This is a genomic window from Fulvitalea axinellae (assembly GCF_036492835.1).
Lineage (GTDB): Bacteria > Bacteroidota > Bacteroidia > Cytophagales > Cyclobacteriaceae > Fulvitalea > Fulvitalea axinellae.
The window spans coordinates 75,924-98,098 of record NZ_AP025320.1; the positions used below are offsets into that span (position 1 = coordinate 75,924).

Here is a 22,175-nt window from a genome sequence, read left to right on the forward strand (position 1 = left end):
TAATTTACACAAAGCATAAAAAAACCACACTAAAATTGTATTAATCGAAATTAACTAACTTGTTTTAATACAAAAAAATACAAATCAGATAAAATTTAAATGATAAGATTTTCAGAAAAAAAATGAATTAGAGCCATAGCCCAGATGTGAAAATGATCCTATACTATCAAAATGGCGCAGAGACGATGTAAAACCCGCCTCTACGCCAAAGTTATAGTCCACTTTTTATGGAAGTAAAGGGTTGTCAATCAGGTTAAAACTATTAATCTCCTCTTCTGAACCGAACGGAGGTATTGGCTTCGTCAAATCTGTTATCGGGTCCTCCTCCTGAGGACTACCACCACCAACACTTTCCAACACCTTCTTATTCTTACCCCAAAATATCAACTCACCCTCATAATCGGTATCATGCGAGGCTTCAGGATCAATCTTTTTTAGACCAAACGTGGCAATGATTCTATTGTCTTCCGTCTCAAAAATATCCGCAAAATCAGCAAATGGCACTTTAAAAATACGATATATTCCGCAGTTAAACCCTTGATGTCCATCAGGGCTGTGCTCGGCACATTTCTCTTGAACCCAAACCGGCATCATCATCTGCCAAACAAGATTTCTGGTCACAGCTTGCCTAAATGTAAGTTCATTGTCAAGGTCCGCAAGACGGGGCCCCGCCATCGGCAATTCGTTATAAGCGGTAAAATTATCGTAATCATAGACCCCGATATGGTTTGCCTCGGAACCGTCACAAGCATCCCTTTTGTCATTATTGCTATCAACCACAATAAACTTCAGGCGATCTTCCCTACCGTCTATTCCGAAATAAATATGCATATATTCCGAATTCGTACCCTTCCACTTTTTTTCCCAGTCTTTCTTCGGAATCACAAAATGGTTTCCCTGAGACAAATACCTAGTCACAGCCTTCGGGCTATGTCTAAGGCCATTCCACAATCCGGTCGCTTGGCGGTACTGCTGTACGGTATACACCGTATCTGTCACTGGTTTTACAGAAGTCATTATAATTTGGTTTATCGATAAAAAAGATTCCACTCTGGCTAATCAGCTCAAGTGGATAAAAACAATTAAATCTATGACCTAAAGATAAAATCACAAAAATTAATCTTCATTATCGTAAATATAAACTCAAAATAATCACTCTACATGTAGTGAATGTTTTCGGAAAAAAACAATAAAAAACCCATAACTCGCTTCCTGAACAGAAACAAACTATGGGATTCTTTCCGATATAAAAGGAACGGATAGTTATTCCGTTTACACCAAAACTAGTATTCTTATTTTGGGTTCCCGACTCCTTTTTTAAAATTTCTCATTGAAATAATATTCGATCAAAACCTGGCGAGCCTTGATTCTATCCTCTACCTGTTTGTTATCAACAGAGTCTGACGCCCCGACATATGACGAGTTCAACGAAAAATCATCAAATTGCCCAGCTTTGCCAAACAAGTTCACCCCAGCGTCGAAATACTCCGCATCCGACAATGCCAGATTATATACAGTGGGGAATATATCTTTGTGTGAACCGAATCTTTCGGTGTTCACTTCCAGCTTTTCGCGTAACTTCTTCGGAACGTACATATACAATGGAACACCGTATTTGGCCATCAAGTCATTGTACTTGTCATAGTTCACAAGGTTACGGATATTATGGTCGCCCGTAGCCACCACTATGGTGTTTTCCGCAAAAGGGGAAGCCTTCAGTTGATCCATAAACGCCCCCAAGCAATCGTTGGCGTATTGGTAGGCCGTCAGGCATTTTACTGCCATTTCCTCAGATTCCACCAACACGCTTTTCAAATCTTCTGGCAAGGCGATAGGATAAGCCTTGTAATCGTCGGGAAGTTCGTAAGGCGTATGGTTGTTTGTTGTTTGGGCAAATACAAACTGAGGCTGACCGTTCCCTCGCTCCAATTGCATAAATATCCTATCGAACAGATATTGGTCATACGCACCCCAGGTCGGATTTTCCTTGGAGCCTTCCACGTCTTTCAATATCGCCGATTTACCGATGGCTTGGTCAAAATAGTTCTTAGGCAACATCTCATCAAGATGGCGCCAGCCTACATAACCGCCGCTGATAAAGCTACTATAATAGCCGGCCCGAGAAAACGGATAAGCTGCCGATGATTCAAATGTCTTGAAGCGATGCGGTGTGGAGCTAATCGGCGTAAACGGAGCAGTAATGGCCAAGCGTTCCAAGCTTCCGATAGTCCCGTTTTGCCCGGAAAGGAAATTCCTGAACACGATATCCTCTTTCATGTGCTTGTCCAAACGCCCCAGTACGTTCGTCTTCTCACTTTGGAAATCAATATAATGGTTGCCCATCCCTTCCATCATCACAAAAACAACGTTTGGTTTTAAGACTTCCAATAATGAGTCCTTCGCCGTGCGGGCAAACATCGTCTTTACGATATCGTCGCCCCTGTTTTCTCCAAAATAGACTTCCGAAGCCTTGCCTACACTTTTATATCCAAACTTAGCCAATAGCTTCGCAGGATCGGTTTTCTCTCGGGTATTGTCTTTGGCGCCAGCCGCTTTTATAAAGGTAAACAACCCGTTCGGCGCTACGGTATTTACAAATGCGTTATCCGATACGGAAGCGTTCTTGACCTGTAACGGGAAAGTTCCCAAAGAACCACGGAGACACACGAACACAAACAGCGCGAAGCCCAAGAACACGCCCAAACTCTGAAGAACGTTCGAAGTATAGCGCTTAGTCTCCGTACTGAATATCTTTCTCAAGGCAATATTGGCCACCACCACTGTCGTAATCGTCAACAATACCAAACGTATAACCGGATGGTCGGTCCACATACTCGTAAGCACGGCTGAGGTATCGTCCTCAACCAGCCCGAAAGCCAATACGTTAATATGCGATTGGAAAAAGGCGTAAAACTGTTGGTCACAAACCAATAAGGTCGTAAACACGAAAAAGGCGAAGGTCAGCCAGACAACCGAAGCCCGGTTGGCGAACTTCAAATACGCTTTGCTTCTTGTAAACATCAAAGGCAAAATCAGCAGTACCAACGGAAGGAATCCGTAGGTAACAGCCTGTGCGTCAAAACGTAATCCTTGAGCGAATGCCTTAAGCAAATCGGGAGCGAACCCCGTTACTACATCCCAACCGCCAAAACGCAAAACATACACCAGCCGGGCCACCACAAAAAGGCCCATAGCCAGCCCAAAGGCCTTAAAGTATTTGATCACTTGGCTCAGGAAGGGATCCTTCACCGTTCTTTCCCTTAATCTCATTCCGTATCTGTTTCGGTTTTATCCGATTAGTTTATTTTCAACCTTAAATGTACAGACAGGACACGCCCTGTCTCTACTGATCATTTCCGATAAAAGGTATTAACCTCTCCCAAAGCGGCATTAATCGTTTCCGCCCTGATGTTCTCGTTCAGCTCATTCATGTCCCGATCATAGATCTCGTAATTTCCGGTAGGAAACGTCACCGTAATACGGTCATCTTCCACTACTCCGAAGTTGTCGTAACTCCCGGAAATCAGCCAATTTCGGCTCGCCCTGCCAAACAGATCTTTGCCGAAGGCATAATCCGAAGCCAGATTTTCACAACCCAACCAACGTGCCATCAGCGTCGGCACCACGTCGTAGTGCGTAGTCATTCTGCTGATCTTTTGAGGCGCTCTTCCCGGCCATTTCACTATCAGCGGCACACGGATCTGGGCATCGGTAAAATTGCTTCCATGCCCCCAGTAATTCTGTTTATTGTCATTAAACTCCTGCCCATGATCGCCCGTGATTATCACGATAGTATTGTCCGCAAGCCCTTTGTTTTCCAAATCGGCAAATACCTGTCCCAAGAGCTTATCATCATAGTGTACAGTATTTTTGTAGAGATTAAAAAACGGCTCGGGGTCCGTGTCATTGTCCAAAGCCAAGTAATTAGGCTCTTTCCAAGCCGGCAAAAACGGTTGTTCGCCTTCTGGATGACTATAGCCGTGTGGGCCGTCATAGAACAAAAATCCGAAAAACGGCTTCTTGCCTTTTGTCCCCGCACGCTCCGCAGTAAACTCTTTCCATTCTCGGGTAATCTGACGGTCACGTCCCCACACTACGTTCGGCTCTGCGTTTTCGGTACGCAAACGCAAGGAATCGAACCCGGCGAACACAGTCTTGTCAAAGGCCGGACTTGTCAACGCAGCCGACGTAAAGATGCCCGCCTCATATCCTCTTTTCCTTATTTCAGACATCAAAATGGCTTCCGTCCCGGTACTCTTCATTGCGTTCCAGTACAGGCTAGGCAGTCCGTAAAACAACGAGAATATACCGCCACGCGTACCGTTTGATCCGCTATAGTGCTTATCAAACACCACAGCGCTGTCGGCAAAAGCGCTGAGATTAGGCATAATGGCCGAATCCAGCATATCATATCGCCAAGAATCGATACTGATCAGCAACACATTAAGAGAATCGGCCGAAGCACCGAAGGCCAAATCTTTTTTAGGGTAAACCAAATCCGTAGACGCAAGCCCTACTCCCACGTCAGAAGCGTTTTTGCGCGCCTCTTCCTGGTCCACTATTCCCCATTTATAAAGGTCTTTGCTGGCCGTAAGCGGATAATAAAGCGGGAAAAACCTCGCCACTTTTGTTATCGGGCGATAGTAAGAAGCGTCAGCCACGGCATGCATCAAATGCGAAGCCACCATAAACGACAGCAACAGACCGAATAATACGCCCCCGAAACGGAGTCGGCGGTACAAAGCCAGTCTCCAAAACACCTCCGCAACGATAAATACGGCTACCAAAGCTCCCAATATTCCGCCAATGGCGAGAACATATGACATTGCGGAAAACTGGAAAATATCGCCGGCCGCACCACCGAAAAGCAATCCGAGCACAAAGCCGTTGATATGGTAACGGTATTGGGCGAATATGGCCGCGTCGGCCAACAAAACGGCGTCCACAAACACAGTGGCCAATACCGTTAGTGATATCACCAGCCACTTTTTGGGCAAAACGAGCGTTACAGGCAGGCTCACCAACAGAAAGGGCAAGAAAGCCATCACGCTAAAGTGTCCCGCCGTAGTCAGGGCCACATAGAGCCAAGCCCAACCCGTATCCAAAGTCCCCATATGCTCGGCAAAGCGCGTCCCGATCAGGGTCATCACCAAACCGTTCAGCAAGCAAAGCCAAAAGGCCCAATACAACAGCGCCTTTCGCGGCTGTTTCTTATAAAATACTATTCCTACAGATTTCTCCATCATCAATATTTAAAAAACCACCACCTGGGGTAACCCTCACATAACGAAAAGGTCGCGCAAATTTAGCAAACCTTTCCGAAGGAATTTCCCACAGGTACCGCTTTAACCGGAATTTGTTGAATGCTATGCCCGAAAAAGCTAGTTTCGAGTAAACAAACGAGTCAAAAAACGTCTGCGGGAACACTTTCCCGACCTCTATCGAATGATTTTTCACTCAATAACAGCGCTTTGGTTCAATTGCTGTTGGAAATACCCAAAGGGAATCCGCAACAACAGAAACTTAGGCTCTGTAAGCGCATAACCACCTCAAGACTATTTATTGCTGGCGCAAACGGTCCGCACACACTCCAACTTCCCCATAGCCTTGGGTGTCGAAGAAGAAAAAAGAAAACCGTATCCAAATATGAGTTTGAAAAGAAAAAATCCATTACTGAACGAGTTTGATACCCCTTTCGGCACAATCCCGTTCTCATTGATCCATCCCGAACACTTTTTGCCGGCCCTGAAAGAGCGGATAGCCGAGGCCAAAGAAAGCCTTGTCATCATCAAAGACACCGCAGAGGCCCCTACATTCCAAAACACCATAGAACCGCTGGAGCGAATAGGACGCGACGTGCATTTGGTTTCTTCCGTATTCTTCAATCTTAATTCGGCAGAGACCAGCGAGGAAATCCAGACCGTAGCTCAGGAGTTCTCCCCTATCCTGACGGAATACTCAAACGATATCCTTCTCGACCCGAAACTTTTCGACAGGGTAAAAACGGTTTTCGAAGCCGAAAAGAACAACCCCTCACTGACTCCGGAACAAAAAACTTTGCTGAAAAAAAGCTATAAAGGCTTTGTGCGTAACGGGGCGCTTTTGGGCGAAGAGGAAAAAACGAAGCTCAGGGAAATCGACAAAAAACTATCGCAGCTTACGCTCAAATTCGGCGAGCATGTGCTTCAAGAAACCAACGACTACGAGTTAGTAATCGACAACGAAGACGACATGGCCGGCTTACCCGGATTCGTGAAGGAAGCGGCGGCCGAAACGGCCCGCCACCGAAACCACGAAGACAAGTGGGTATTTACGCTCGAATTCCCTAGCTACATCCCATTCGTCACTTACGCAGATAACCGTGAATTGCGTAAGCAGATGACCATCGCAGCCGGTTCCAAAGCCTTCCGCGACAACGACCGCAACAACGAGGAAATTGTTCGCCAAATAGTAAACCTTCGGCTAGAGCGCGCCAAAGTATTGGGTTACCGCTCCCACGCCGACTTTATCTTGGAAGAGCGCATGGCAGGAAGCGCCCAGCAAGTGGACGAGTTTCTGGACGAACTTCTGAAAAAAGCCAAACCCGCCGGCGAACGCGACGTGGCCGAAGTGGCTGACTTCGCCAAAAAGACTGACGGCATTGACCAACTTCAGCGCTGGGACTGGGCTTATTACGCCGAAAAGCTCAAAAAAGAGAAATTCGATATCAACGACGAAATCCTGAAGCCGTATTTCCGTTTGGAAAAAGTGGTTGACGGCGTATTCGAAGTAGCCCAAAAGCTCTACGGCCTTACTTTCACGGCCAACAAGGACATTCCGGTCTACCACCCCGACGTTACCGCCTACGAAGTAAACGACGCTAACGGAAAACACTTGGCCGTATTCTACGCCGATTTCTTCCCGAGGGCCACTAAGCGTAACGGCGCTTGGATGACCAGCTTCAAAGGGCAGTACGTTGAGAACGATAGCGAGCATCGCCCGCACGTGTCCATCGTTTGCAATTTCACCAAACCAACGGCCAGTACACCGTCGTTGCTTACGTTTAACGAGGTTACCACACTGTTCCATGAGTTTGGCCACGCCCTGCACGGCATGCTCGCCAACGGTACATATGAGACTCTCAGTGGCACCAACGTTTTCTGGGATTTTGTGGAGCTTCCTTCCCAAATTCTCGAAAACTGGGCTTACGAGAAAGAATGTCTCGACATCTTTGCCAAACACTTCGAAACCGACGAGGACATCCCCGCCGACCTGATCCAGAAGATCAAAGACAGCGCAGTGTTTATGGAAGGTTACCAGTTCGTCCGCCAAATCAGTTTTGGCCGTCTGGACATGGCTTGGCATAACCGTACGGAGCCTTTCGAAGGCGACGTTTACGGATACGAAGGCTCCGCCATGGAAGCCACGGAACTACTCCCGAAAGTACCCGGAACAAATATGTCCTGCTCGTTTTCGCATATTTTCCAAGGCGGGTATTCAGCCGGTTACTACAGCTACAAATGGGCTGAAGTATTGGAGGCCGACGCTTTCGAGCATTTCAAAGAAAAAGGCATTTTCGACAAAGACACCGCCGAGAAGTTCCGCAAAAACATACTTTCCGCCGGAGGATCGGAACACCCCATGACCCTTTACAAAAGGTTCCGGGGCAAAGAGCCCGACGCTGAAGCGCTACTCCGCAAAGCCGGACTTTCCAACTGATCTTCTATAGACATAAAAGCAAAGCACTAAAAAACCGGTCGGTATTTCCGTCCGGTTTTTTTAATGCGTTAAAAAGATACGCTTTATTTCTTATCCACCACACTTCTCATTATACATCCGAACAATAACATGGATGTCTTCTCGTCTTAAATCCCCAGCGCTGATCAACAGCGCCAAGCCGGGACAATCATTAAAAAACTCAGTCATTTTTTCCGTAAAAGACCAGTTGTAAGGCACTTTAAAACTCGTTGCCCCTCTATTCAATATAAATTCCTCTATATCGTAAGTCCCGCCAGCTGTAGCGCCATCCTCAGTTTGCGTAGCGCTAGAATAATAACTGTACAAACGCAAAGCGCCATCTTCTTTCAATCTCAGAAAAATCCGGGAATCCGTAGCGAACACGCTCCCCAAACCCAGAGTATTACTGACGGACATCATTCTTATTTCTTTGGAATAAAACCTGAAACAGATTTCCTCGGCGTTTCGAGGCCTTAGCATTCTGCGTTTCCCATTTCCGTCAATATACCTTATTCTCGACTGAATCCGGCGGTAAAAAGACCGGTCAAGGGAATCCGCTACAGGAAAGATAAAAGTTACCGCAACAGTATCGTCGCCGTTTATGATAACGCCGTCAAACTTCTTGGCTTCGGCCACAAACGACAAACACAATCCGATCAAGTATAGCAAAAAAGCCCGCTTCATTCACGATCAATTTAGATCTATCTGGTCTAATGGATAAAGTTCCTTAAATCTAATACCAATTCAGATTTGGCTGTTCCTAGACGACAAAATCCAGATCCGACTCTACAAAAAATTCCTTCGTCCAGATTTTATCCATGAAATTAGGATTAACTATGGCAATATAAGGCTTTATCCGGTTTTTCAGGATTATACCGCCAAACATAAAAAAGCAACAAACCTCTCAGCCCGTTGCTTTCTCAACTTATTGTGCTCGCGTTATTCACTTTTATGAACGCCGTAAACCGAAAATACTTGCCCGATTATCTTCCAAATTCCGAAAAAAATTAATGCGGTTCCGGCACCTTTTCAGCGACATCGGTTTCCGAACCGGAAATCCGAATTCCCTGGACAATATTATATCGATTTAGGCTTAAATATTTGTCTTGAATCAAGTGAGATAAATAAAGGGCGACGTGATTTTATTATGAGACAAAATCACTAATAACCAACCACTTGAATAAAAACACACGTACACAAAGCACGCTTCGCCCTTTATCTCACTCCAATTCCACTATTCCTCCTCAGCCGAGTTTCTCAAGGCCGACAAAACCGCATAAGCGTTGTCGGTCAAGATGACGGTATTGGCCACATCAAAGTTTCTAGAAATACTGACCGCCGTATATCCGTCTTGGCTAATGCCCGGATTTACGGCCCGAAGCCGGAAAACGTAGCCTTGTCCTTCACGCTTTTGTTCCACCAAATAATCCTTGTTGTCTAGCTGGACAATAGCTTCGTCCGGAACCGTCAAACGGCGGGCGGTAGCGGTAGCTACATTGGCTTTCACATTCATTCCCGGCAAAACCTTGCCTGAGCTTTCTTCTCCCAAACTGGCGTATACAGGAACGGTCTTGTCCTCGCCGGCCACTTTTCCGATCAGCATCACCGTTCCGCCGTACTGCTTGCGCCCGCCTCGGGCCAATGAGAAACGTATGCTTTGCCCCTCTTCCAAACCCGGAAGATCGCTTTCGAACGCGCGGAGTGAAAGCTGGCGTTTTTCCTTGTCCACCACGGCAAAGAGAACGTCCTCGGCCTTAACGTAAGCGCCGCGCTTCACTTTGCTCTCGGAAATAAATCCGGCGATAGGCGAATAAACCCTGCCCGTAGAGCTGATATCGCCACGGCGAACCGACTTAAGATCGATGCCGGCCATACGGATCTTTTTCTCCAAACCAGCCGTACGAGCTTTCGAAGTCTCATACTCCGACACAACGCGCTGGTAAGTCTTCTCGGCGTTCACGTCTGCCTCGCGCAATGCGGACTGACGCTCAAACTCCGCCTTCAGAAACCGTGTCCGGCTTCGGCTTTCGAGATATTCCTCCTGCATAGTCACGAACTCGGGATTCTCCAACACGGCCAAAACCTCTCCTTTGCGGACAGCCTGCCCGGCCAATCTGCCCGGCGAGCGCAAATACCCGCCAAAAGGCGCCGACACCAAAGCTTCGCCCTCCGGCGAAACGCTGACACGGCCGTTCAGCTTTACGGGAGCGCTGATCTCCCGCTCAGTCACTTTCCCTGATTTCAAACCAGCCAAGTTGTACTGCTCGGCGTTAAAGTTTACGGGAGTCTGCTCCAAAGGCAATTCGGCCATACCGGAAGTGTCCTGACCTTCCGAAGAAGAATTCTGGCAAGCTATAGCTCCGGAAAGCGCCAACACCGATACCAGCAATCTATATTTTATGGAAAATTTCATGTCTCTATTTTTTAGTCGTTACTTTTTAGGAATGGAGAGAGAATAAACCTCTTATGGGTATTAGGTATCAGGTATTAAGTATTAGGTACTAGGTGCATCCAGTGAAATAGCTTATGTTTAAACCGAAGAGTGTTTGAAGATTTAACCTGTTGATTTATTCGGTTTTAGATAATCCTCGAGCAGTCTCTTTACTATTTACTTTGTACTACTTAGGTGCTGTCCTGATAAATGGAATTTCATCCTTGGGCCCAGACAGGGCGTTTATTCTCTAATTGTCCTTTAATTACTTCTTGCCCACCAGTTTTTCCACATCAATAACAGAGCGGTTATAGGCAAAAAGCTCATCCAGATAAGCGGACTGAATCTCCAAAGCCAGATTAAGGTTCTGAAGGTGTTGCGTATAGGAAATATCTCCGCCCGCAAAGGCCTTCGCCGATTGATCCAGAATCAAATCGGCTTGCGGAAGGGCCTCTTCCTGATAATAATCCACCGTGTTGCGCTGTTTTCCGTACTCTTGCGCCAGAGCCTTCAGTTCTCCTTCCATACTTTGGCGAGCGGTAGCCAAACTGTTCTCGGCCATGCGTTCCTTTACTTTGGCCGAACGCACTTTGGCGCTTCTTCCGCCCGGAAACAGGGGTATCGCCAAGCCCACTTGGTATGTGCCGAAACGGTCGCCGGAAGAATATGTGCCTCCGCCAGAGTTGGGCGTATCCTTAAAAGTCTGACTGCTGTAGCCAAACGTTATCTCGGGCATATAATCCTGACGCTTGGTTTTCACTTGCTGGGAACTGACCTCTTTTTCCTGTTCCAAATACTGAAGCAGTGGATTAGCGGCCAAGGCTCCTTCCCCTTCGGGAATATCCAAATCCTCGCGACGCATTTGGCTATCGGCCAAAAACAGTGGGTCTTCCGTTTGTAACAAAACCTGCAATTCCGTCAAGGCGATTTCCAAATCCGCTGTATTGCGGTCCAAGCGGTTGCGCAATTGGCGGGCCTGAACGGCCGAGGTTACGCTTTCCAGTTTTGTAGATTCGCCGGTTTTGTAACGCAAGTCGCTGGACTTGGCCAAAGAGGCGAACACGCTGTCTTGGCGCAACAGCAACCGGCGTTTGTCGCTAAGGTAAACGCCACGCAGATACGCGCGCTTCACCTCCGCTATCAGTTCGTTGGCCGTCATCGCCGCCAAGCGCTCACTGGCTTCTATCCGCTTTTTGGCCAACTTCCGCCGGCTCCCGTAAACGGTCGGGAATTCAAGGCGTTGGCTTACGCTGATCGCGTTGTCGTTAATATCCGGATTGTTGATATTTCCGTAATTGTATTCCACATCCGTTTTCGAAAGGTTAATTGCCCCTTTCAAGCCTTCCCTTTCCAGATCGGTACGGAGATTCGCCTCCTTCACCTTGCCGTTATTCTTCAAGGTTTCCTCTATCGCCTGATTCAGGTTAACCGTTCGGGGAGCGTTCTGCGCCATCGCCGGCGAGGAGAACAAAGCCAGGAAGGCAAGCATACCCGCGACGGCCACAGCCTTCGGCGTTTTCTTCTTCTCGGAACCTTCGGTGAAATAGATATAAAGCGCCGGCAATACGATAAGCGTAAGCAATGTGGCAGTAAACAAGCCGCCGATAACCACTGTAGCCAACGGACGCTGTACCTCGGCGCCGGCAGAACCTGAAATAGCCATCGGGAAGAAGCCCAGAGAGGCCACCATAGCCGTCATCAGTACCGGACGCAGACGAACTTGTGTTCCTTTCAATACGCGTTCGCAAATATCGTCGTAGCCTTCTTTGGCCAATCTGTTGAACTCGCCGATAAGTACGATACCGTTGAGCACCGCCACTCCAAACAAAGCGATAAAGCCGACACTGGCCGAGATACTAAATGGCAAATCTCTAATAATCAAGGCGAAGATTCCGCCGATTGCGGACATCGGAATCGCCGAGAAAATCAGAACGCTTTGTTTTATCGAACCAAAGGTGAAATAGAGCAACACAAAAATCATCAGCAAAGCGACGGGAACCACAACGGCCAAACGGTTGGTGGCTTCCTGAAGATTTTTGAACTGACCGCCATAGGTTACGTAATAGCCGGCAGGCATCTCCATTTTTGTTCCGATAATCTGTTTGATATCTCCCACGATGCTTTCCACATCGCGCGAGCGGACATTAAAACCAATCGTGATTCGGCGCTTGGCTTGGTCTCTCTGGATCTGGATCGGGCCGGACTTATAAGTCACCGCCGCCAGTTCGCTTAGGGGAATCTGCTCTCCCGCCGGGCTTTTTACGAACAAGTGGCGCACGTCCGCAATATCGGCGCGGGCGGTTTCGTTTAGCCTAACCATCAGATCGAAACGGCGTTCGCCTTCATACACTTTGCCCGCCGACTGTCCGGCAAAGGCCATAGCCACGGTCCAGTTCACGTCTTCAACGCTCATTCCGTAAGTGGCGATTTTATCCCGGTCAAGCTCTATGTTGATTTGCGGAAGTCCCGTGATTTCCTCTACGTAAAGGTCTTCCACGCCGTCCACCGACTTGATTTTGGATCCGACTTCTTTGGCCAACCGGGCCAGTTCGTCCAGATCTTCGCCGTAGATCTTGATCACAACGTCTTGCTTCGCTCCGGTCAGGAGTTCGTTAAAACGCATTTGGATAGGCTGTTGGAAGCTGAAAGTAGCGTTGGGAAGTACGGAAAGCGAGGCTTGCATTTTCTCGATCAGCTCTTCCCTTGTTTCGGCGCTGGTCCATTCGTCCTTGGGTTTCAGGATCACCATCATATCGCCGGCCTCAATCGGCATCGGATCGGTCGGGATTTCGCCGGAACCGATCTTGTTTACCACTTGGTCCACCTCCGGAAACTGCGAAAGGATAATCCGCTGGGCTTTGGTTGACGTTTCGATGGCCTGTTGCATGGAACTTCCCGTTGGGACACGCATTTCCACTGCAAAGTCGCCCTCATCAAGTTGCGGAATAAACTCGCCTCCCATATTATTAAAAGCGATTACTGACACGACAAAAAGGCCTACGGCGATACCGATAACCGTCTTTTTCCTTACTATAGCCTTCTCTATTACCAGACGATAAATTCTCTGGAAAAAATCCATCATCCTGTCCGAGAAATTCGGTTTGTGCTCGGCCTTACGGCTCAGCGCCAAGGCCGACATCATCGGTACGTAAGTGAGTGACAGGATAAAAGCACCCAAAATAGCGAAGGAAACCGTCTGCGCCATCGGTTTGAACATCTTGCCTTCCACACCCACAAGCGCCCAAAGCGGCAAGTAAACGATCAGGATAATAATCTCGCCGAAGGCCGCCGAGCTACGAATTTTCTTGGTTGCGGAGAATACCTCGCCGTCCATCTGCTCACGGTTCAGGATAGCCACGCCTTTGTGGCGCTTTCCGCTGGTACTTATTCCGTGCATCACCGATTCCACGATAATCACGGCGCCGTCCACCACCAAACCGAAGTCGATGGCCCCGAGGCTCATCAAGTTGGCCGATACGCCAAACAGGTTCATCATCGCGAAAGCGAAAAGCAGAGCGAGCGGAATAACCGAAGCCACGACAAGTCCCGCCCGGTAATTCCCCAAAAAGAAGATCAATACGAAAATCACGATCAAAGCGCCCTCGGCCAAGTTCTTGGAAACGGTTCCGATCGCGTTGTCCACTAACTTTTTACGGTCGAGGAAAGGGCGGATACCCACGCCTTCGGGAAGACTTTCCTTAATCTGCTCGATCTTTTCCTTCACTCCGGAAATCACTTCCGAAGAATTCGCTCCCTTGAGCATCATCACGATACCCGTCACCACTTCTCCCTCACCGTTGCGGGTGGCGGCGCCGTAGCGGATAGCGTTGCCATAACGGGCCTCGGCCACATCGCGGATCATCACCGGAAGGCCGTCGCCGTCCATTTTCACCACGATTTTCTCAAGGTCTTCAAGACTGTTGACCAAACCTTCGCCACGGATAAAATAGGCCTTCGGATTTTTGTCGATATAAGCGCCGCCCGTATTCTGGTTGTTGCGCTCCAAGACTTCGAAAATATCGCCGAAGCCAATGCCAAGCCCGGCCATCTTGTCCGGATCGACGGCGATTTCATATTGTTTCACATAACCACCGAAACCGCTGACTTCCGCCACTCCGGGCGTACCCAACAGCTGGCGTTTCACTATCCAGTCCTGAATCGTACGCAGTTCGGCCACATCGTATTTGTCCTCGTAACCCGGCTCCGGGTAGAGGGTGTATTGGTAAATTTCCCCAAGGCCGGTAGTGATCGGCGCCATCTCCGGTTTTCCGATAGACTCGGGAATCTCGCCCTGAACCAGCGAAAGGCGCTCCTGCACCTGTTGCCGGGCCCAGTACAGGTCGACTTCTTCCTCAAAAACGATCGTCACGATGGACAGACCGAAACGGGAGAAAGACCGCATATCAGAAATATTGGGGATTGACACCATGGACTGTTCCACCGGAAAAGTCACCAGACGCTCGATCTCCTGCGCTGCCAAAGTGGGCGACACGGTAATGACCATCACCTGGTTGTCGGTAATGTCCGGCACGGCGTCGATCGGTAGCTTGATGGCCGAATACAAGCCCCAGCCCACTAGCGCCAAGGTCAGTATCCCGATCACCAGCTTGTTCTTGATCGAAAACTCAATGATTTTATCTAGCATGTCGAATTTGCTTTTGAATGGAATCCCGCTACCGGAATACAGGTATAGCAGGCCCAAGGCAAAATCGCCGTTGGCAAAATTGCGGGCTTGGTTTACGCCAATGTCTGAGTGGCGTATTTTCCTGTATTCCGAAAGCTATTTGATACAAGGCACAGGCGTGCCTTCGGCGTTTCGCCCCAATGGCGAATCCGTTGGATTAAGAATAAAAAGACGGCTGATTTTCTGTCGGACAGAAATCAAAGACTACACAAAATCGCTGTAAACAACTCACTTACAGGTCATTACAAACCAACAATAAGCTTTGTAAAGGAATTTCGGGATTGATTTTTCCGACAGGAATAAGCTATTATGAAAAAACAGACGGAGGACCCCTTAGCGAGAAAAAATGCGAAACATAACCGGGCTTAAACAGTACCGGATCCCTGAATCGTTGCTTTTTTCGGTTTGCGTAACCGATAAAGCCATTGTCAGCAAAAATCTCCAACCCAAACAAAGGCGTTGAGGCCCCCGCTTCCACCGACGCCAACTCACCGGCCTCTACCACATACTCCAAAGAGTTTTGGCCACGGGCGTGTTGCATCGAGCTGAAAAGATCACCGACTTGCGACAAGGGACTTTCCGGCACATTCTGCGTCATCCCGTTCTCCAAACCGTCAACGTGCTCGAACACGTCGCAGTGCGGAAACAGATCGTGTCCGGTCATTACCGACAACGACACGATGAATAAGATGTACCTAAGCTTGTCCAAATCCTTGTAGCTATAATTTCCGGCCAAGGTAATGATAAATGAACGGCCTTAGAAATGTTTTCGGACTAAATAACGAAGCGTGGTGGCCGTGTGTTGCCCTTTTTTAGCGATTGATTTGAATTGTCTAAACTAATGTGGTGTTTGTCAAAATGACATTCAAGAGCCTTTATGAAAAAATGGGGGCCGAGCCCTTGGGGAGTAATCAAAACCTGGTCCTTAACACCCAATTTCCTTTTGTTTATATTGCAAAAAACAACTACGAGAAATGACAAGAAAGATATACATATCGCTCACTTTTTTTCCTCTCTGTCTTTTCCTTTTTGCCACCGAAGCATTTTCCAGCCCTAAGGGATGGATATCCATGAAGATATCAGAACTGGGAAAGAGTGATACTCTCCACATTTATAATAGCCCAAACACTAGCGATAAATTCATCAGTATTTTTACTACTGAAAAGGTTCGGTTTGTTCATCATAAATCAGGCAAAGAAGATCTTTTGGCAAATATCTCGACCCATCTCAACAGCTTCCGCCCACAGTTTTTTTATCCCGAGTACAGTATCCTTAACCCGGTTTGTATTGAGATTCTTCCCCTGTTTTATAAAATCAAGATCAACAAGTCGGAGTTCAAATACCTACTGCGAAATAAAAGACACCGCTTTGAGTCTTTCTCCTATTTACTAGTCCAGAACGACATCCTACTCGGGACAAAACTAACTGTGCATCAACAGCCCGATCTTTTATCAAAGCGAGTGGACCTTAAAGATCAGAATCTACTTTCTTTTATTCGTTTTAATCGAAAAGACTCTGAATGGATATATGTTGAGGCCATAAAGGACACATGGTTTGAAGAACCCGAGGACACGGCCTCTGAAGAGGAAAAATCTAAATCGCCCAAAGGGTGGATACGTTGGCGAAAAGGAAACGATATTCTGATTCATTTCAGACTTCTTCCCTAAAGATCCGCTCCACCCTATTACAAAAAAAACCACTCCTATTTTTTATATGATTAAACCTTCAAGAGTCATCTGCGTCAAACGGTAAATTTAAAGACTCGCTGTTTTATGACGCACATTTTAAAGATTTTCACCGCCACACTCTTTTTGACTTTTGGCCTTTTATCTTGCTCGTCCTCTTCCGATGATACTCCGACCCCGGAAAATAACCTTCCGGAATTCACGGACTCCCCAATCGATTTGGGTAACATAAAGGCGGATTTCGCCAAAGACATCTTTTACGACAATAAATCCCGCACCAGCTTCGATATCTTTTTGCCGGAATCGGATACGCCTACTCCATTGGTGATTTACATTCACGGCGGAGGCTTTACCAGCGGCAACAAAGAGTATGCGTATTCAATTCAGAAAAACGGAAAATGGGATTTCCCTTCCGATATCCGCAGTTTTCTCGATAACGGAATAGCCTTCGCAAGCATCAGGTATACGCTATTGGATGAGAATGATAAAGAGGGCGTAATCAAACCGCTCTCCGACGTAAAGCGAGCCCTGCAATATATCCGCCACCGGGCCGACGATTTCAATATTGACAAAACAAAAATAGCCTTGGGAGGCAACTCCGCCGGCGCCGGAACCTCGCTTTGGATAGCGACAAGCGACGATATGTCCGATCCCGAAAACGACGACCCAGTATTGCGGGAATCAACCAGAGTCTTGGGCATCGCCATCCGGCAAACCCAATCCACTTACGATTTGGAGCGCTGGCCCGATGACGTTTTCGGAGATTACGGCCTTACGTTCGAAGAGATGGCAAGTACCAGCACTGGCAAACTGGCGCAGTTTTACGGCATCTCGAATACCTCGGAATACAACACGGACGAAATAACCGAATACCGGAAACAAGTGGATATGCTGGACCATATAAGCCCTGACGATCCGGAAATATGGGTAGAAAATATCTTTACCGAAGTAGTCGCACCAGCTTCGACAGATATCCTAAACCACCACGCTTACCACGCCAAAGCGATAAAGGAACATGCCGAAAGCGCCGGTGTGGCGGTAGTGGCGTATTACGGAAAAGATCCGTTACTCTACGCCGACCCCTCCGGCGAAACCTGGACTGAGTTTTTCCTCCGTAAGCTTGGGAAATAGTCAACCAGCTTCACACAAGTACACAATCCATACAGAAAAAGGCGGGGCTTTGCTTCGGCTTTTTTTCGTATCCAACGTTTTCTAAACTAAAACCATACTCCAAAAGACAGCGGAAAAGCCCAAATCGGAAAAATATTTCGTTCCGATTTGAGTTATATAGAAAATCAATCGTAATATTGCGATACGATAAAAGGAGAAAGCAGATGGGCATTACAAAAAAAGAAGCATTCAGCGAGGAACAGAACCGCATGGCGGATTTTGCAAAAGCCTTGGCCCATCCGGCCCGGATAGCGATCCTCCAATATATGATCCGCCAAAAGGAATGTATCTGCGGCCAACTGGTCGATGAGCTGGACATTTCGCAATCCACCATTTCCCAACATTTGCGCGAGCTGAAGCGAGTGGGCCTTATCAAAGGCGAAATCAACCCGCCGAAGGTCAAATACTGCGTAAACCCCGAAGTGTGGAAACAAGCCCAAGACAGTATCGGCGGTTTGTTCGGCATGTTCTCGCCCAAAAGCGACTGCGACTGCGACTGCTAAACGGAGCAACGTAAACAATAAAAAGACTGCCGGAGGTGATTTAAAAACCCATTGTTTCAACTCTCCGATTCACAAACAGATTTTCCGGGTGTGTTTGGTACTATATGAGAGATGAATCAGGGCTTACATAATCGTTACATTACGTTATACCTAAGTCATTCTTTAAAAGCGACTAAGAGTCCTTAAAGATTGTTTTTCTTGCTGATTACGAATAACACCTAAGTATTAGGCCCTAAAGAAAATCATCGAGACAACGCCTAATACTTAAAGCCTGAGACCTAATACATAGAAAAAACCTTAAGCCGAGATTCCTCTATGAAACAGTCATCCGAAGAAATCAAGAAAACCGTCCGCGAGAAATACGCGGCCATCGCCAACCAGAGCAAGGAGGAAAACGAACAGTCCTGCTGCGGAGTGGGCGGATCATGCGCCACGGTAGACTACGCCGTATTCGCCGAAGACTACTCCAAACTAAAAGGCTACGAGTCAGACGCCGACCTTGGCCTTGGTTGCGGTATTCCCACCGAGTTCGCGGGAATCAAGGAAGGCTCAACCGTACTCGATTTGGGCTCCGGCGCCGGCAACGATTGCTTTGTGGCTCGGGAAATCGTGGGAGAAAAAGGAAAGGTAATCGGTCTGGACATGACCGAGGCGATGATCGACAAAGCCCGTGACAATGCCGACAAACTGGGATTCAACAACGTGGAATTCCGCAAAGGCGAAATAGAGAAAATGCCGATCGGCGGTAATCGCGTGGACACGATTATCAGTAACTGCGTGCTGAACCTAGTGCCCGACAAGCCGAAAGCCTTCGAGGAGATGTTTAGGGTGACCAAGCCGGGCGGAAATTTCTGCGTCTCGGACGTGGTACTGAAAGGCGAAATGCCGGAACAGCTCCGCCAAGACGCCGAAATGTACGTGGGCTGTGTCTCCGGCGCCATCAATATCGACCTTTATCTCAGCCATATCGCCGACGCCGGCTTCCGCAATATCGAAGTGAAGAAACTGCGCGAAATCGACTTGCCCCAAGAGCTTCTCGCCAAATTTATGGACGAGAACAAAGCCAAAGAATTTATCGAATCCGAAAACGGCATCTACAGCGTAACGGTCTACGCCGAAAAACCCGCTTGCGTACCCGGATCCGGTTGTTGCTGATTCTGAATGTCAAAACCGCCTTTTGCTGTAATCCGAGGCGGTTTTTTATTTATAAAAACTGAAAGGAAGACAATCCAAGACTATGAAAAATATCCTCGTATTATGTACCGGCAACTCGTGCCGTAGCCAGTTGGCGCACGGTTTTCTCGCTAAACTCACCGAAGGAAAAGCCAAGGTATACAGCGCCGGCGTAGAAACGCATGGCGTAAACCCCAAAGCCATCGAGGTAATGAAGCGCATAGGCATCGATATTTCGAACCACACATCCAACCTCGTGGACGAATACACCGACGTGGATTTCGATTACGTGATCACCGTCTGCGATAACGCCAAGGAGCGTTGCCCTTACTTCCCTACCCAAGCGGAGAAAACACACTACAACTTCCCGGACCCGGCCAAAGCCACTGGAACCGAAGAGGAAATTATGGCCGAATTCGAGCGTGTCCGCAATATGATCCAAGACTTCTGCGAGAAGTTTGTGGCCGAGAGGTTCTAATGATTTGTTTGATTGGTACTCGGTATTTGGTATTAAGTATTAGGTACCGCGCCGATTAGCCAAGAAACGATAACCCAAAACTGGTGCGAGCTTTAGACTCCACCCACTTATTTTCAGCAAAAAATCCCGAACGGAAACCAGTTCCATTCGGGATTTTTTATTCTTCAAAACTTTAAAAACGAAAGGCCAATATACAGACAAGGCAAGCCCTTCCTTTATAACGTCAGCTTATTTCTTCTGCTTGTAATAGCGGACGTAATCCACAAAATACTTTTTCGGGAAGATGTTGTCGTCGATTCCTTTGGCTCCGCCCCAAGATCCGCCTACGGCCGTGTTGAGCAACAGGTAACTTGGCTTATCATACGGCCATTCGGCTTCGGTCTTGTTCGGGTTTTTGAACGTGAAATACACCTCGCCGTCAAACATAAAATCGATTCGGTCCTTGTACCAAGCCACGGCGTAAAGGTGATATCCTTCAAAAGGTTTCTCCGTTTTAATCTTTCCCCCTTTTTGTTTTCCACGGCTGAACGTTTCGGTATGAACCGTTCCGTAAACCGTATTCACATCGTAGCCCACATATTCCATTATATCGATCTCGCCACATTTGGGCCAGCCCACTTTTGAGCGGTTGGTGCCCAGCATCCAGATCGCCGGCCAGATGCCGCGTCCGCCCGGAATTTTGGCCCGCACCTCTATCAGGCCGTACTGAAAATCCACCTTGCCCAAGGTATTGATACTCGCCGAGGTGTATTTGGCCCCTTTGTAATCTTCCTTGATCGACTCGATCACCAAATTGCCGTTTTCCACACGGGCGTTTTCCTTGCGGGCATTCGTATAATACTGGGCCTCCTTGTTGCGCACAAAGCCTACCTCGTAGCCCCAAGTGGCCGGATCGGGCAAGCCGTCCTTGTCAAATTCCTCCGACCACACTAACTGCCATTTGTCACGCTTATAATCCTGCGCTTTCAGATTCACGGAAAAAAGCGCCATCATCAGGACGCAAAAAAACAATATTCTCATTTTCACTTCTTCAAAAATGTTACAAAGGGCGCAAATTACGTACACGACAACACAGTCATAGATTTAACCTGTCTATTTTTCAGCACAAACGTTTTTGCGGGGGAAAATCAAGCGAAAAAACAAGAATAACCTCCTTGCGGAAATCTCCATAATCCCTAGCTACCCATTAGGAATGGGTGTTCTGAAAAAACCGGGAACATATAACAATTATTCCAGATTATGTAAATAACATTTCCCGTTCCATCCCCATATTTGTAAAGTTACGAACCCAATAATAGGCGGAAAGTAACCGGTACCAATCCGAAATAATCCAAACTTGGCGCAGGGATCCACACCAATGCCTTGCGCCAACATCTGGATTCCCTCCGCCAGACCAAACCGAAACACCGATGCCCATAACCCTAAATGTCAAAAACATGGTGTGTCGGCACTGCATAGCCGCAGTCCGAAAAGCACTTGACGAACTGGATATCGAATATACCGAGGTAAACCTAGGCGAGATCGTCTTGAAGCGAACTCTTTGCCATAACGGTAAACTGGCATTATGCGAAAAGTTGGAGAGCTTAGGTTTCGAATTACTTGAAGACGCCCATTCCCAAACCACGGAAAGGATCAAGCTGGCCGTAATAGAAGCGTTGAGATCGGATAACCCCGAAATAATCGCTCCCGGAAAACACGCCTCTTTTCTAGCCGATAAACTGAAAGCTGACTATAGACAATTGAGTAAGATTTTTTCATCTGTGGAAGGTGTCACACTTGAAAAATATGTAATAGCGCAAAGGGTGGAAAGGGCTAAAGAAGTACTGGTCTATGGACAAAATACATTAAGCGAAATCGCTGATTTATTGGGGTATAGATCTGTCCAGCACCTTTCGGGGCAGTTTAGGAAGGTTACGGGGCTTTCGCCCAGTCATTTTCTTAAAGTCAAAGAGAATAAGAGGATGTTTTTAGATCAGGTAACAGGGAAATCCTGATTTTCTTGGTTCTAAAGCATCCGTTTTCGGAAGCCTATAATTGAAGAATCAGTCTGTCAAGACCATATAATTTCAAACCTGAAAAATAAACTAACCTTTATAAAGTTATGGCAACATTAAAATTCAAAACTACGCTGATGTGTAGCGGATGCGTTTCAAAAGTACAAGGGCCTCTTGACAAAATGGAGGGAGTACAAAATTGGACGGTGGATACCGACAGCGCTGACAAAACTTTGACCGTAGAAGTTGATAACCCCGAGGTTGGGGAGAAAGTAACCGAAGCCGTGAAGAAGTTCGGTTTTGAGTGCGAACCAGCCTAATATGCGCCTCGGGTGAACCAA

General features: G+C 47.5%; 16 protein-coding genes. 8 read left to right on the forward strand and 8 right to left on the reverse strand.

All coding sequences use genetic code 11. The features are described 5' to 3' along the window. Window positions 1-225 precede the first annotated feature (225 nt). The 3 genes from AABK39_RS25530 to AABK39_RS25540 all read right to left on the reverse strand — a co-directional run bounded on the left by AABK39_RS25530 (window position 226) and on the right by AABK39_RS25540 (window position 5,246). Window positions 226-1,017: a hypothetical protein gene (locus AABK39_RS25530; protein WP_338396035.1), complete on the reverse strand. Its 792-nt coding sequence runs from the start codon at window positions 1,015-1,017 to the stop codon at window positions 226-228. 300 nt (window positions 1,018-1,317) lie between these two features. Beyond that, entirely contained in the window at window positions 1,318-3,270 is a 1,953-nt protein-coding gene (locus AABK39_RS25535; RefSeq protein WP_338396036.1) for an LTA synthase family protein, read from the reverse strand. Between the two features lie 80 nt (window positions 3,271-3,350). Beyond that, a complete protein-coding gene (locus AABK39_RS25540) occupies window positions 3,351-5,246 on the reverse strand; it encodes a DUF3413 domain-containing protein (RefSeq protein ID WP_338396037.1) in 1,896 nt (631 codons plus the stop codon). A gap of 400 nt (window positions 5,247-5,646) precedes the next feature. Here AABK39_RS25540 and AABK39_RS25545 point away from each other — a divergent pair, with 400 nt between their 5' ends. Beyond that, the gene (locus tag AABK39_RS25545) at window positions 5,647-7,698 is read left to right on the forward strand and encodes a M3 family metallopeptidase (protein ID WP_338396038.1); all 2,052 of its coding nucleotides are present in this window, start codon (window positions 5,647-5,649) and stop codon (window positions 7,696-7,698) included. Window positions 7,699-7,788: 90 nt separating this feature from the next. Here the strand turns inward: AABK39_RS25545 and AABK39_RS25550 are convergent, their stop codons facing one another. The 4 genes from AABK39_RS25550 to AABK39_RS25565 all read right to left on the reverse strand — a co-directional run bounded on the left by AABK39_RS25550 (window position 7,789) and on the right by AABK39_RS25565 (window position 15,540). Next, complete coding sequence (locus AABK39_RS25550) at window positions 7,789-8,400, reverse strand: hypothetical protein (protein WP_338396039.1); 612 nt, start codon at window positions 8,398-8,400, stop codon at window positions 7,789-7,791. 550 nt (window positions 8,401-8,950) lie between these two features. Continuing rightward, on the reverse strand, window positions 8,951-10,129 hold the full coding sequence (locus tag AABK39_RS25555) for an efflux RND transporter periplasmic adaptor subunit (protein ID WP_338396040.1): 1,179 nt from the start codon (window positions 10,127-10,129) through the stop codon (window positions 8,951-8,953). A 283-nt stretch (window positions 10,130-10,412) separates the two neighbouring features. Then, the gene (locus AABK39_RS25560) at window positions 10,413-14,792 is read right to left on the reverse strand and encodes a CusA/CzcA family heavy metal efflux RND transporter (protein WP_338396041.1); all 4,380 of its coding nucleotides are present in this window, start codon (window positions 14,790-14,792) and stop codon (window positions 10,413-10,415) included. A gap of 346 nt (window positions 14,793-15,138) precedes the next feature. Next, window positions 15,139-15,540, reverse strand: a complete 402-nt coding sequence (locus AABK39_RS25565) for a hypothetical protein (RefSeq protein ID WP_338396042.1) — start codon at window positions 15,538-15,540, stop codon at window positions 15,139-15,141. Window positions 15,541-15,901: 361 nt separating this feature from the next. Here AABK39_RS25565 and AABK39_RS25570 point away from each other — a divergent pair, with 361 nt between their 5' ends. The 5 genes from AABK39_RS25570 to AABK39_RS25590 all read left to right on the forward strand — a co-directional run bounded on the left by AABK39_RS25570 (window position 15,902) and on the right by AABK39_RS25590 (window position 19,840). Further along, window positions 15,902-16,498: a hypothetical protein gene (locus AABK39_RS25570; RefSeq protein WP_338396043.1), complete on the forward strand. Its 597-nt coding sequence runs from the start codon at window positions 15,902-15,904 to the stop codon at window positions 16,496-16,498. Between the two features lie 105 nt (window positions 16,499-16,603). Next, a complete protein-coding gene (locus tag AABK39_RS25575; protein ID WP_338396044.1) occupies window positions 16,604-17,647 on the forward strand; it encodes an alpha/beta hydrolase in 1,044 nt (347 codons plus the stop codon). Window positions 17,648-17,850: 203 nt separating this feature from the next. After that, on the forward strand, window positions 17,851-18,189 hold the full coding sequence (locus AABK39_RS25580) for an ArsR/SmtB family transcription factor (protein ID WP_338396045.1): 339 nt from the start codon (window positions 17,851-17,853) through the stop codon (window positions 18,187-18,189). A 315-nt stretch (window positions 18,190-18,504) separates the two neighbouring features. Beyond that, entirely contained in the window at window positions 18,505-19,344 is an 840-nt protein-coding gene (locus AABK39_RS25585; RefSeq protein ID WP_338396046.1) for an arsenite methyltransferase, read from the forward strand. Between the two features lie 82 nt (window positions 19,345-19,426). Continuing rightward, window positions 19,427-19,840: an arsenate reductase ArsC gene (locus AABK39_RS25590; protein WP_338396047.1), complete on the forward strand. Its 414-nt coding sequence runs from the start codon at window positions 19,427-19,429 to the stop codon at window positions 19,838-19,840. 228 nt (window positions 19,841-20,068) lie between these two features. Here AABK39_RS25590 and AABK39_RS25595 read toward each other — a convergent pair whose 3' ends face one another. Further along, window positions 20,069-20,860 carry a glycoside hydrolase family 16 protein gene (locus AABK39_RS25595; RefSeq protein ID WP_338396048.1) on the reverse strand — a complete coding sequence of 264 codons (792 nt, stop codon included), beginning with the start codon at window positions 20,858-20,860 and terminating at the stop codon, window positions 20,069-20,071. Window positions 20,861-21,249: 389 nt separating this feature from the next. Here AABK39_RS25595 and AABK39_RS25600 point away from each other — a divergent pair, with 389 nt between their 5' ends. Together AABK39_RS25600 and AABK39_RS25605 are read left to right on the forward strand one after the other, a co-directional pair. After that, complete coding sequence (locus AABK39_RS25600) at window positions 21,250-21,834, forward strand: AraC family transcriptional regulator (protein ID WP_338396049.1); 585 nt, start codon at window positions 21,250-21,252, stop codon at window positions 21,832-21,834. 107 nt (window positions 21,835-21,941) lie between these two features. Then, entirely contained in the window at window positions 21,942-22,154 is a 213-nt protein-coding gene (locus tag AABK39_RS25605) for a heavy-metal-associated domain-containing protein (RefSeq protein ID WP_338396050.1), read from the forward strand. Window positions 22,155-22,175 lie beyond the last annotated feature (21 nt).